Source organism: Paenibacillus oralis (genome assembly GCF_003863965.1).
Classification (GTDB): Bacteria; Bacillota; Bacilli; order Paenibacillales; family Paenibacillaceae; genus Fontibacillus; species Fontibacillus oralis.
The window spans coordinates 6,536,834-6,549,905 of the sequence record NZ_RRCN01000001.1 but is presented as its reverse complement, the minus strand read 5'-3'; the positions used below and the strand labels follow the sequence as shown (position 1 = coordinate 6,549,905).

10 protein-coding genes are annotated in these 13,072 nt (G+C 56.3%); 9 read left to right on the top strand and 1 reads right to left on the bottom strand.

Annotated elements, in window-relative coordinates; translation table 11 throughout:
• Positions 1 to 5 precede the first annotated feature (5 nt).
• The 5 genes from EHV15_RS29260 (at position 6) to EHV15_RS29240 (ending at position 3,952) form a co-directional block, all read left to right on the top strand.
• The gene (locus tag EHV15_RS29260) at positions 6 to 446 is read left to right on the top strand and encodes a YlbF/YmcA family competence regulator (RefSeq protein WP_128634339.1); all 441 of its coding nucleotides are present in this window, start codon (positions 6 to 8) and stop codon (positions 444 to 446) included.
• A gap of 101 nt (positions 447 to 547) precedes the next feature.
• On the top strand, positions 548 to 811 hold the full coding sequence (locus tag EHV15_RS29255) for a YlbG family protein (RefSeq protein WP_128634338.1): 264 nt from the start codon (positions 548 to 550) through the stop codon (positions 809 to 811).
• 774 nt (positions 812 to 1,585) lie between these two features.
• Positions 1,586 to 2,023, top strand: coding sequence for a hypothetical protein (locus EHV15_RS29250; protein WP_128634337.1), 438 nt, complete (start codon positions 1,586 to 1,588; stop codon positions 2,021 to 2,023).
• Between the two features lie 118 nt (positions 2,024 to 2,141).
• Positions 2,142 to 3,041, top strand: coding sequence for a selenium metabolism-associated LysR family transcriptional regulator (locus EHV15_RS29245; RefSeq protein WP_128634336.1), 900 nt, complete (start codon positions 2,142 to 2,144; stop codon positions 3,039 to 3,041).
• A gap of 29 nt (positions 3,042 to 3,070) precedes the next feature.
• Positions 3,071 to 3,952, top strand: coding sequence for a PHP domain-containing protein (locus tag EHV15_RS29240; RefSeq protein WP_128634335.1), 882 nt, complete (start codon positions 3,071 to 3,073; stop codon positions 3,950 to 3,952).
• 79 nt (positions 3,953 to 4,031) lie between these two features.
• Here EHV15_RS29240 and EHV15_RS29235 read toward each other — a convergent pair whose 3' ends face one another.
• A complete protein-coding gene (locus EHV15_RS29235; protein ID WP_128634334.1) occupies positions 4,032 to 5,795 on the bottom strand; it encodes an Rqc2 family fibronectin-binding protein in 1,764 nt (587 codons plus the stop codon).
• A gap of 185 nt (positions 5,796 to 5,980) precedes the next feature.
• Between EHV15_RS29235 and EHV15_RS29230 the strand changes: the two genes are divergently transcribed.
• From EHV15_RS29230 to EHV15_RS29215, 4 genes are all read left to right on the top strand, one after another.
• Positions 5,981 to 8,785 carry a calcium-translocating P-type ATPase, SERCA-type gene (locus EHV15_RS29230; RefSeq protein ID WP_128634333.1) on the top strand — a complete coding sequence of 935 codons (2,805 nt, stop codon included), beginning with the start codon at positions 5,981 to 5,983 and terminating at the stop codon, positions 8,783 to 8,785.
• A gap of 111 nt (positions 8,786 to 8,896) precedes the next feature.
• Positions 8,897 to 9,733 (top strand): diaminopimelate epimerase, encoded by an 837-nt coding sequence (gene dapF / locus EHV15_RS29225; protein WP_128634332.1) that lies wholly within the window; start codon positions 8,897 to 8,899, stop codon positions 9,731 to 9,733.
• Between the two features lie 462 nt (positions 9,734 to 10,195).
• Positions 10,196 to 12,106 (top strand): bifunctional homocysteine S-methyltransferase/methylenetetrahydrofolate reductase, encoded by a 1,911-nt coding sequence (locus tag EHV15_RS29220; protein WP_128634331.1) that lies wholly within the window; start codon positions 10,196 to 10,198, stop codon positions 12,104 to 12,106.
• Between the two features lie 32 nt (positions 12,107 to 12,138).
• Positions 12,139 to 13,023 carry a YicC/YloC family endoribonuclease gene (locus tag EHV15_RS29215; protein ID WP_128635601.1) on the top strand — a complete coding sequence of 295 codons (885 nt, stop codon included), beginning with the start codon at positions 12,139 to 12,141 and terminating at the stop codon, positions 13,021 to 13,023.
• Positions 13,024 to 13,072: the final 49 nt, after the last annotated feature.

Here is a 13,072-nt window from a genome sequence, read left to right as displayed (position 1 = left end):
AATTCATGAGCGTAATCGAGAAGAACACGGTCGATATGGCCGCCGTGCTGACATACGCCTATGAATTGGGCGATATGATAAATAACTCGCGCGCCGTGTCCGATTATTTATACTGGAAACGCCGCGTAGAGGAAGATGCCGGGATTCAGGCATTGGTCAAGAAGCTGGAATCGCAGAAAGAGCTCTTCCAGGAAACGGAACGCTTCGGTCATTTCCATCCCAACTACCATGAAGCCAAAGATAGAGTGGCTGCGGTCGAGAAGGAGCTGGAGCAGTTTGAAGCCGTCCGCAAATTCAAAGCGGCCGAAAACGAGCTCGACGACATCCTGCACGAGATGTCGGAAATGATCGCTTATGCCGTCTCGGACAGCATCAAGGTGCCGAGCAACGATCCGAATCCGAAAGGCGGCGGATGCGGGAGCGGCGGCAAGTGCAGCTGCGGTTAAAGCGGCAAATGCCGCCATTAAATTCGAAACGCGGCCAGTCTGCAGCAGTTGGATAGCTCACGGCCGCCGAAATTTATAACGTACCCGGGAGGGGGGGAATCATGTTTCCGGAGCGTACAGGCTATATTATTTGGGTCAGCGATTTAAAGGCGGCAAGAAATTTGGAGAAGTACGGGAGCGTGCACTACTTGTCCCGGCGCATGCATTATGTGGTCATGTATGTGGACGCGGAGCGCGCCGAAGACATTATGCGCAACATTCGCAAGCTCTCCTATGTCCGCAAAATCGAACGATCTTACCGCGGGGAAATCAAGACGGAATACAGCAAGGATGTTCCGGACAAAACCCGGTATTACGGACTGTAAGATAACGAGAAGCGCCCGGCAGCTATCGAAAGCAGCCGGGTGTTTTTTTTAACGCCGGAATTATTTACAAAATTACGGCGGGGTAGAGGACGATGCGCAGATAGAGGTAAGATGAGGGCTTGAAGGCTAAGGGACACCAGAGGCGTTATCTGCGGAAAAACGGAGGTTTGCAAAATGTAACGGACACAGAAGACCTTATTTACCGCAAATCGTCCTGGATGAACGGGTTTAGAGCGAAATAGGGTCGCCTGTGTCCGTTAGGCTGGGAAATACCCGGGAAATGGGCGGATAAGGTCGCTGGTGTCCGTTAGAGCAGCGTCCAAATAGAAGTCAGAACACTTAAGAACGCCGTCAGGCGTTTTTCTTAGGGTAAACTAAGTATTGGCATTGTCATTGGATATATCCAATAGAATAGAAGTATGATGGTAATATTGAATTTTTCCAAGTGAAAGCGTGAACGCGTCTCAAATGTGCCTGCAATGGAACGCGGTTCTGCGCTTTATTGAAGGCGAACGTCTAATGCAAAGCCGGCTATAATTATGGATACGCCATGTTGTCGATGCCAAAAATAGGTCTAAAGTTTCTAAGTTTATACTTTTTTTACGATTTGCGAGCGCTTGCCTTGTAGAAGAATAGGAAATTATATAATATAATAGGTAAAAGTGCTTAGTCAAAAAGACCTATATAGTTACATGAGTCTGTTGGCAAAGAGGCTTATGAACATGAAATTGACGGTTAGTATGTTGAACAAGCCTATTAAATGTGAGGTGCGGCATGAGAGATAGGGCGACGGAGCGTTGGGGAACCTATGAAGCTTTCCATATTATTTTAGGGGATAAAAGAGTAGCGGACATCGTGGTGACAAACCACGCAAGAAGCAGATATCACGATCGGGTCAACCGGGAAAACATCGGATTCGAGCAAATTGCCGGATGGGCTTGGGAATGCTTGAAGCAGGGGCGGATTACCCCATACTACCGGAAGGAAGAGGACGTCTATTTGATTGACGACGACTTGGTTATGGTTGCCGAATTTACGGAAATTCCGGGCGAATTCGATTTGGCCGGCCGGCCGCTGCACCGGATGATTATCGTTACGTTCCTGGGCCGGATGTCGGAAACGATTGAATTGCGCGATTTGAAATCCTATTATTCCTGGCTGCGCCACTCCCGGCGGATGACGTTGATCAAAAACAGCCGCAAACGCAGATGACGCGATGTTAAGCGGATGGAGATTGGACGTATAGCAAGGTTCGCATGCTCAAGCGGCATGCTTTTTTTGTTGGCCTGAACATGCTATTGTAGGGTTAAAGAAAGGGGGGTAGCGGACGATGGCGTTGAACTACCACCAGCTCCATATTTTTTACACGGTCGCGGAGCGGGGAAGCTTTTCGGCGGCCGCTCAGGCGCTCCACATGACGCAGCCGGCGGTGACGATGCAGATCCAATCGCTGGAGGATTATTTCGGCTGCAAGCTGCTGGTCAGATCGACGAAAAAAATCGAGCTGACGGAGGCGGGACAGACGCTGATTCCGTTTGCCCGAAAAAGCGTTGAGCTTATCCGGGAAACCGAGCAGGCGATGTCGCGGTATACTTCGATGCTGGAAGGCAGGCTTCAGCTCGGGGCGAGCCTGACGATCGGGGAATACGTGCTGCCGCGGCTGCTCGGACCGTTCGGGCAGCGGTATCCGCACATTTCGATCGTGATGAAAGTGATGAATACAACGCAAATTATCGAGGAGATCGTGGGTCATCAGCTCAATTTCGGACTCGTCGAAGCGCCCGTCCAGCACCCGGATATGGTATCGGAGCCGGTGATGGAGGATGAGCTGAAACTGATCGTTCCGTCGGGGCATCCGCTGTCCGGCAAAAAGACGGTGACGTTGGAGGAGGTTGTTTCTTATCCGTTTGTGCTGCGGGAAAAAGGCTCCGGGACGCGCCAGGTAATGGAAGCCGAATTTAAGCGCCGCGGGATCGAGATGAGCCGGGTTCAAACCGTTATGGAGCTGGGCAGTACGGGAGCGGTCAAATCGGCGGTCGAAGCGGGAATCGGGATTACGATCATCTCCCCGTCTTCCGTCAAGCATGAACAGGCGCTTGGCCTCATGGAGGCGCTCGACATCGAAGGTGTCTCTTTTAAGCGGAAATTTTATTCGATCCACTTGAAATCGACGCTGCTGCCGGTCAGCGCGGTGACATTCCTGACGTTTTTGCGGGAATACGGAGGATAAAATAGACAACAAAGGAAGTGGAAGGAAGGATGACACAGGCACAGCAAGCAGGGGAGGGTAAATTTGATTTACATACGCATACGCAGGCTTCGGACGGCATGAACGCCCCGGCGGAAAACGTCAGGCTGGCCAAGGAAAAAGGCCTGGCGGGACTGGCGATCACCGATCACGACACGGTGGCCGGCATCGCGGAAGCCCGGGAAGCGGGGGAGCGGCTTTCGCTCGCCGTTGTACCGGGAGTCGAGATCAGCACGCGGGCCGGGGGCAAGGACATCCATGTGCTCGGTTATTTTTTGAACGACCGGGACGGGCTGCTGCTGGAGCGGCTGGAGCGGTTGCGGGCGGTGCGCGAAGAGCGGAACGAAAAAATTATCGCCAACCTGCAAAAGCTCGGCATTCCGATCACGCTGCAGGAGGTGAAGGACGGCTTGTCGCGGCCGCTTCGCCCCGATGAAAGCGTGGGGCGGCCGCATATCGCCGACGCGCTCGTCCGCAAAGGGGCTGCGAAGGACATGCGGGACGCGTTTGACCGCTATTTGGCGGAAGGGAAACCCGGGTACGCGTCCCAGCCAAGGATCGGCCCCGAGGAAGCGATGGAGTGGATCCGCGAGGCCGGCGGAGCGCCGGTGCTGGCCCATCCGGGCTTGTACGGCGACGACGATCTGGTGCGAAAGATTCTCGAAAACGGGAAACCCGCGGGCATCGAAGTTTACCATTCCGACCACGGTCCGGACGAGGAGAAGCGATACATGGCGATGGCCGAACAATTCGGGTTGATCGCCACGGGCGGGTCGGATTACCACGGCGTGCGCCAGGGCGTCGTGTTCCACGGCGATCTCGGCAGCCGCACCGCCCCGCCGGGGACGGTGGAGCGGCTTAAGTCAGCGGCGCTGGCCGGCCGGGCGCAATGATGCTCAAACACAAAGCAGCCCCGAGGTCCAAAACGGACTTCGGGGCTGCTTTTTTTGCGCGGTCTGCCGGCTATTTCCGCTAACCGTTTTTGACGGAGCTCGGCAAAGCCTTGATCAGCTGCTCGTCGGGCGTCACGAACAATGTCCGCTGATGGTCATAAATGACGAAGCCGGGCTTCGCCCCGCTCGGCTTGCGCACGTGGCGGATCAGGGTGCAGTCGACCGGCACGCTGCTGGACTGTTTGGCCTGGCTGAAATACGCGGCCAGTTGGGCCGCTTCATTCAAAGTAGCCTCCCCGTAGCTATCGCTGCGGATCAGCACATGCGAGCCCGGAATGTCCTTCGTATGCAGCCAGGTGTCGTTTGGTTTGCCCAGCCGGTTCGTGACGTACTCGTTTTGCAGATTGTTTTTGCCGACGTAAATTTCGATGCCTTCCGAGGAAGTGTAGAGGTGCAGCGTCGGACGGTCGCCTTTTTTCTTCTTTTTGCCGCCCTTTTTTCCCCGGTCCCGTAAATACCCTTGCTGGGTCAACTCCTCGCGGATTTCGTCGATATCGCTTAATGTAGCGTCGTCCAGCTGCTGCAGCAGCCCTTGCAGATAAGCGATTTCCTCCCCGGCCAGCTTCATCTGTTCGTGGATGACGGCGAGGCTGTTTTTGAATTTATTGTATTTCTTAAAATAGCGCTGGGCGTTCTCCGAAGGGCTGAGCAGCGGGTCGAGCGGGATCGTTTCGGTCTTTTGCTCCTCGTCGTAATAATTGACCAGTTCCACGGAGCGGTCGCCTTTGCGGATCGCATGCAGGGATGGAAGCAGCAACTCGCCCCAGATCCGGTAGCGTTCGGCGTCCTCCGCTTCGTTTAAGTCTTTTTCCAGGTTGGCCAGCTTTTTGATGTTTTTGTTCCGTTCGTTTTGCAAAAACCGCAGCAGGTCGCCCGTTTTCTGTTTAACGGTGTCGCGCCGCGCTTTGTCTCCGTAATAGTCCTCCATGCATTCGCTGATCGACTTGTAAGTCCGCAGTTCGCCCTGGATTTGCGTCAGCCGGATCGCGGAAAACACGCTTTTTCCTTTGGCGGTTTCGCCCGTCACCGGGGTATAAGCGTGGCCCCGGACATCTTCCATCAGCGCGGAAAAAGCCTGCCATAGCCGCTCCGCAGAATCAAGGCCGGTTTGTTCCTTGTCGGGTCCGGTCAGGCCCGCCCGGGCGTAAATTTCCCCGGCGATCAGCGGGCTTAATCCGTTATAGGCCTCGACCAGCCAGCCGCTGCCTTTTCCGGCCTGCTCCGCCTCCCGGTAAGCCGCCAAAAACCCGGCGCGCTCCGCGCCCAGCGGGTCGAGCTTGTGCTGCTCGGGAGGATGGGTGTAGGCGAATCCGGGCATAACGACGCGGTAGCCGCTGATGGCCGGGGTCACATGGTGGATTCCGTCAAGCTGAACTCCTGCCGCCGGATCGACGAGAATGATGTTGCTGTGCCGGCCCATCAGTTCGATGATGACCCTCTTCAACGACAGATCGCCAAGCTCATCGCGCGTGCGGACATCGATATGGATGATCCGCTCCATGCCGACCTGGCTGATCGCTTCGATGGTTCCTCCTTCAAAATGCTTGCGCAGCAGCATGCAGAACATCGGAGCTTCCAGCGGATTCGGAAAAGAGCTTTCCGTAAAATGAACGCGCGGATACGTCGGATTCGCCGACAGCAGCAGGCGCCGGTTGCCACCCTGCGTACGCAGGGCCAACACGATGTCGCTGGCCGCGGGCTGGTGTATTTTATTGATGCGCCCCCCTATGCAGGCTTGCAGTTCATGAACGAGCGCACGGGTTACAATGCCATCGAGTGCCATAAGCTTGTTATCTCCTGTCTTTCTGTCTAAGTAATGTTAAAGAAAACGCCTCTTCTATGATGCCATACTTTGGGCAAAAACTTAAGGGCTCCGCTGTGATAATTTGGGACTGGCCGGAATACATTTACCCTAGGTGGAAAAGCCTTCACGCTGAAACTGCACAAAAAACGGAAGGGGAATAGGGGATGGAACAAAAAAACTGGCACCAGTGGAGTGCTGAAGCGCTTTTGGAACGGCTTGGCGTCACGCGTGATCAGGGGTTGTCCGACGAGGAAGCGCAACGAAGACGCGAGGAGAGCGGCTGGAACGAGCTCGAAGAAGGGAAGCGGATTTCCCCGATCCTGCTGTTTCTGAATCAGTTTAAGGATTTCATGATGCTGGTGCTGATGGGCGCCACGCTGATCTCGGGATTTCTCGGTGAATATTTGGACGCCGTGACGATTATAGCCATCATTGTTTTGAACGGGGTGCTGGGGTTCATCCAGGAATTCCGGGCGGAGCGCTCCCTGCGCGCGCTGAAGCAGCTTTCGGCGCCGCACGCCAACGTGCTAAGGGAAGGAACCGTGAAGCATGTGCCGGCCCGGGAGCTTGTTCCCGGGGACATCGTTGCCCTGGAGAGCGGCGACCGGATTCCGGCGGATATCCGCTGGTTGTCCACAAACAGCCTGGACGTCGAGGAATCCGCGCTTACGGGCGAATCGCATCCGGTCGGCAAGCATGCCGGGGTGCTGAAAGAAAGTGAAGTGCCGCTCGGCGACCAGAAAAATATCGGCTTTATGGGCACGATGATTACCCGCGGTACCGGGCGAGGCATCGTTATCCGGACGGGCATGGACACCGAAATGGGGAAAATCGCCGACCTGATCCAAAATACCGAAGCTCAGGAAACGCCGCTGCAGCGGCGGCTTGAGCAGCTTGGGAAAATTCTGATCTACATGGCGCTTGGCCTGACCGTGCTCGTGGTGCTGCTGGGCATTTTACAGGGGCAGCCGGCGAGCGGCATGTTTTTTGCCGGGGTCAGTCTGGCGGTCGCCGCGATTCCGGAAGGTCTGCCGGCCATCGTCACGATCGCCCTGGCGCTCGGCGTACAGCGGATGATCAAACGCAAAGCGATCGTCCGCAAGCTGCCTTCGGTGGAAACGCTGGGCTGCGCATCGGTCATTTGCTCGGATAAAACCGGCACGCTGACGCAAAACAAAATGACCGTTACCCGCCTTTGGCTGGAGGGCCGTTCTTTGGAGGTCACCGGTGAAGGCTACGAGCCGGTCGGCAACATCCTCGAGGGGGACAGCCCGGTCGATTTGCGCAAGGATCAAAGCCTGCGCCGGCTGCTGCAAATCAGCGCGCTGTGCAGCAATGCCGTCATATATGAGGATGACCCGGAACAACGCGGCCGGCGCAAGACGAAAGATGAAGCGGCGGTGGGCCCGGTTTGGAAATTAAAAGGCGACCCGACCGAAGGGGCTTTGGTTACGCTGGCTTCAAAAATGGGCTTGTCCCCGGCCTCCTTAAGCGGCATGTATACGCGCGAGCGGGAGTTTCCGTTCGATTCTAAGCGTAAGGCGATGTCCGTGATCGTTTCGCATCAGGGCGGTAAAATGGCGCTGGTGAAAGGTGCGCCGGATATGCTGCTGGAGCGCTGCTCGTATATTTTGTGGGAAGGGAAAGTGGTGCCTTTTACCGGGACATTCCGCCAGCGGGTGCAGGCCGCCAACGAAAAGATGGCCCGCGGCGCGCTGCGCGTGCTCGGCATGGCGTACCGGGAATTAAGATCTCATGAAGGGGCAGATGGTGAGGACGGCGTGGAATCGCAGCTGATTTTCGTCGGCCTGGCGGGCATGATCGATCCGCCGCGGCGCGAAGCGCGGGACGCGATCAACGTCTGCCGCAAGGCGGGTATCAAAACGGTGATGATCACCGGGGACCATGGGCTTACCGCCGAAGCGATCGCCTCCGAGCTCGGCATTTTGCCGCGCGGCGGCTCCGCGATGTCCGGCCAGCAGCTGGAAGGGCTCAGCGATGAAGAACTCGAACGTCAGGTGGAGAACATCTACGTGTATTCCCGGGTTTCTCCGGAACATAAGCTGCGGATCGTCAAAGCTCTGCAGCGCAGAGGACATGTCGTGGCGATGACCGGCGACGGCGTCAACGACGCGCCGGCGATCAAAGCGGCCGACATCGGCATCGCGATGGGCATGACCGGAACCGACGTCTCCAAAGAGGCTTCTTCCTTGATCCTGAGCGACGACAACTTTACGTCGATTGTGGCCGCGATCGAGGAGGGCCGGAACATTTACGAGAACATCCGCAAGTTCATCCGCTATTTGCTGGCGTCGAACGTCGGGGAAATTTTGACGATGTTTTTCGCCATGCTGGCCGGGCTGCCGCTGCCGCTGCTGCCCATTCAGATCTTGTGGGTGAACCTCGTCACCGACGGCCTGCCGGCGATGGCGCTTGGGGTGGACCAGCCGGAGAAAGATTTGATGGAGCACAAGCCGCGCGGGGCGAACGAAAATATTTTTGCCCGGCGTTTGGGCTGGAAAATCATCAGCCGCGGCGTGCTGATCGGCGTGTGTACGCTTGGCGCCTTCTGGCTGACGCTGCAGTACGCGCCGGACGATCCGGGCCAACTGATCAAAGCGCAGTCGGTCGCTTTCGCCACTTTGGTCATGGCGCAGTTGATCCACGTCTTCGACTGCCGCAGCTCGCGTTCGATTTTTCACCGCAACATCTTGCAAAACAAGTTATTGGTGCTTGCGGTCTTGTCTTCCGTCATTTTGATGCTTGGCGTCATGTACATCGAACCGCTGCAGCCGATCTTTAAAACGGTTCCGCTCGGCGCGCGGGAATGGGCGATTACGCTGGTAGCCGCCGGCATTCCGACGTTCCTGTTGGGCGCGGGCAGCGTCTGGTCCGGGAACCGCAAGCGCCGCGGCTTCAACGGTCCGCGTCCGCTGGGAGCCGCGAAAAGTACAAATATTCGTGCATAAAATCAATACCTTTTCCGGCCGCCAAACTTTAGACTAACCCCATAGGCAAGCTTTGTCGCAAGGGATCACGTTTCCCTTGATATATATTGATGATGCAGGAGTGGGGTTAAGATGGAATTTACGAAAATGCATGGACTGGGCAACGATTTTCTCGTTTTTTACGGGCATACGGAACTGCCTGAAAATGTATCCGAGCTGGCGGTAAAATGGTGCGACCGGTATTTTGGGGTCGGCGGGGATGGTCTCGTGTTTATCCTTCCGTCGGAGAAGGCCGATTTCAAAATGCGGATCATCAACTCGGACGGTACGGAAGCCGAGCAATGCGGCAATGCGATCCGCTGTGTGTCCAAGTACGTATACGACAACGGCTTGGTCGGCAAAGAAAACGTGACGATCGAAACGCTTGGCGCGGGCGTACAGCAGGTGAGCCTGCAGGTGGAGAACGGAACCGTCAAAACGGTGCGCGTCGATATGGGCGAACCGATTTTAGACGGTTTGGCCGTTCCGACCACGCTGGAGGAAAGCCCGGTGCTGAACCGGCCGATCGAGGCGGGGGGGCGCGAATTTTCCTTCACGGCCGTGTCGATGGGCAATCCGCATTGCGTCATTTATGTGGACGACGCCCCGAACTTCGATTTGACGACATGGGGGCCAAAGCTTGAGGTCCATCCTTATTTCCCGCGCAAAATCAACGTCGAATTCGCGACCGTAACGAGCCGGGAACGGGTGGAAATGCGCGTCTGGGAACGCGGAGCCGGACCTACGCTCGCCTGCGGAACGGGCGCCTGCGCCACCTTGGTATCCTCCGTGCTGAACGGGCTGACGGACCGGGCGGCCTGGATCGGGCTGAAGGGCGGGGACCTGTTTATCGAATGGGATGAACGGGACAACCACGTATATATGACCGGCCCGGCGGAAGCGGTGTACAAGGGCAGCGTAGAAATCTAAATGCCGTTTGACCAGCGTTGCAGCAGGCGGCAAACAAAGCCGGGACACCCGTGGTTAGGGGCCCGGCTTTTTTAAGATCTGTGACCTGCATTTGCGGAGGCAGCGGAAATAACGGTAAAAAAGGGCGCTATTTTTGCCAAATAGGGAACGGGTGCGAGATAGAGGAACTTTTTTCCTCTATTTTTCGCCGGATAGGGGCAAAACGACGGTTTTTCAAGCCTAATAAGAAAATAAGGACCAAAAGTTCCTCTAATTTATTAGCGAGGGGCAAATTTGCAAAAATAACGCCACAAAATACCTCTATGTCAGGACGGTTGCTTCCTCCTAAGGCTTAAACCATGGGTGTATACAGCAAAACGAAAGTTTTCTTCCAAACGCATCATATTCTATCTTACCATTCTTATTAATTTATGTTAGATTAATATGATAATAGTTTACGTCAGGCGGTCAGGAGGAGCGAGCATGAAGCCGAATTTGCGCGAGGCGCTGAAAAACGAAGTCATTGTCGGCGATGGAGCCATGGGCACGTATTTGTACCATCTGGGCTTTCCGGTCGGCATTTCCTATGAAGAATTCAATTTGCTGCGCCCGGATGTCATCGGCGACGTGCATCGGCGATACATCAGGGCCGGAGCCCGGTTGATCGAGACCAACACGTTTTCGGCAAATTACTATAAATTGTCCAGGTTCGGCCTGGAGGAGAAAGTGGAGGAAATCAACCGCGCCGCCGTGCGCATTGCAAGGGAAGCCGCGGGGGATGAAGCTTATGTGGCGGGCGCGGTCGGTTCGATCCGCGGCGGAAAGCGGGCGAACGTCACGGCGCAGGAGCTGGGCGCTTATTATGAACAGCAAATCGCCACGCTCTTATCAGAAGGGGTCGACGCCCTGCTGTTCGAAACGTTTTACGATTTGCGGGAAATGCGGATCGCGTTGGGGAAAGCGCGGCATCTGACCGATCTTCCGGTCATCTGCCAGTTCGCCGTCGACCAGGTCGGCCGTACGCTGGACGGATTTGCGATGCCGGAAGCGTTCGGCACGCTGCTTCGGGAAGGCGCCGATGTGCTTGGCTTCAACTGCCATTCCGGCCCGAAAGGGATCATGAGCGTGATGGCCGAATTGAACGGCCCGCTGGACGTTCCGATGTCCGTATTTCCGAACGCAGGTTTGGCGGATTACGTGGATGGAGAATATGTATATGGAGCAACCCCCGAATATTTCGGTGAAAACGCGGCAGCGTTCGCCGATTTGGGCGCGCGGCTGATCGGCGGCTGCTGCGGCACGACGCCGGAGCATACCGCGGCAACCGCGAAAGCGCTGCTTGGCTACGCCGCGCCGCCGCTGGAGAAGGAACGTCAGCTCCCCGAGGCGCGTTCGTCCGTAACCTTGAACGAGCCCGAGGCTCCGGAGACGGAATCCGGACTTTCCCCAGGCGGCGGTCAGGTACGGCGGGACCGTCCGAGCCTTGTCGAGTTGGCGAAGGAACGGCACACCGTCATCGTCGAGCTTGATCCGCCGCGCGATCTGGATATCGGCAAGTTTATGGAAGGAGCGGCCGCGCTTAAGGCGGCGGGCGTCGACGCCCTGACGCTGGCGGACAATTCGCTGGCCGTGACGCGCATGAGCAACATGGCTTTGGGGCATCTCGTTCAGTCCGAGCTGGGCCTCCGCCCGCTCATACACATCGCCTGCCGGGACCGCAATTTGATCGGCACGCAGTCGCATATGATGGGTTTTGACGCTCTGGACATCGACCATGTGCTGGCCGTGACGGGCGATCCGGCGCGGTTCGGGGATTTGCCGGGCGCAAGCTCCGTCTACGATTTGACGTCGTTTGAGATCATCCGTATGATCAAGCAGCTTAACGACGGAACCTCTTTTTCCGGGAAGCCGTTGAAGCAGAAAGCCAAATTCGTCGTTGGCGCCGCTTTTAATCCGAACGTGAAGCATTTGCATAAAGCGGTTGAGCGGCTGGAGAAAAAAATCGCCTCCGGCGCCGATTACATCATGACCCAACCGGTCTATGATCCGGAGCTGATCGTGGCGATCAAAGAAGCGACGGCGCATCTGGATATTCCGATATTTATCGGCATCATGCCCCTGGCCAGCGGCAAAAACGCCGCATACCTGCATAACGAGGTACCCGGCATCCAGCTGCCGGAGGAGATTCTGAAGCGGATGGAGGGACTGCAGGGTCCCGAAGGGCGCAAAGCGGGCGTGGAAATCGCCAAGGAACTGCTCGACACGGCGATGGAGCATTTTAACGGCATTTATTTAATGACCCCGTTTATGTTCTATGAAATGAATGTCGCTTTGGTGAATTATGTCAAGGAGAAATCGAAACAAGGGGCGTCCCACTTGTCTCGCTCCACATAATCATTTACAATAGGATAACGGATGTGATGCCATTGTCGCACAGTATGACAGGATACGGTGGGGCCGTCAGATCTTACGGCGGTTACATCGTTCAATTCGAGATAAAATCCGTCAATCACAGATACGCGGAAATCGTTCTGCGTATGCCGCGGGAGTGGTCATGCTACGAGGAAGGGCTGCGACGGCTGGTTCAACGCCGCGTAAAACGGGGGCGCATCGATGTCTTCATCAGCAAAGAGCGTGACGATACAAGCGCTTTGCCTTTGGTGTTGAACGCTCCGGTCGCGGAGTCTTACCTGCAGGCCGCCGAAGAGCTCGGCCGCCGTTACGGGGTGGACGCTAAATTGAGCGCCAAAGACCTGCTCTCCCTGCCGGACGTGTTGACCGCTCCCGAGCTGTCGCCGGCGGGCGAAAGCGAACCGGAGTGGGAACGGGTGCTGCAGGACGGTCTCGAGGAAGCGCTGATCGGGCTTCTGGGCATGCGCGAGCGCGAGGGCCGGAACCTCGTTGCCGACTTAAGCGGGCGGCTGGCCCGCCTGGAGGCGATTCACGGCGAGCTGGTGCGCCTCGCTCCGGAGGTTGTGAATGATTACAGAAGCCGGCTTAAGGGGCGGCTTTCCGAACTGCTTGAGGGAAGTTTTGACGAGCAGAGATTTGCGATGGAAGTGGCCGTATTTGCCGACCGCTCCAATATCGACGAAGAGCTGATCCGCTTGAAGAGCCATTTCGAGCAATGCCGCAGTTTGCTGCAGGCTTTTGAACCGATAGGGCGCAAGCTGGATTTTCTCATACAGGAAATGAACCGGGAAACCAATACGATTGGATCTAAAGCCAATCATTTGGCTCTAGTCAACCTTGTCGTCGAAATGAAGGCGGAGTTGGAGAAGATCCGCGAGCAAGCCGCGAATCTCGAATAACGTATTTTGACGCGAGTAGGAGTCAAGTATATAGGGGGAACTACCTGAA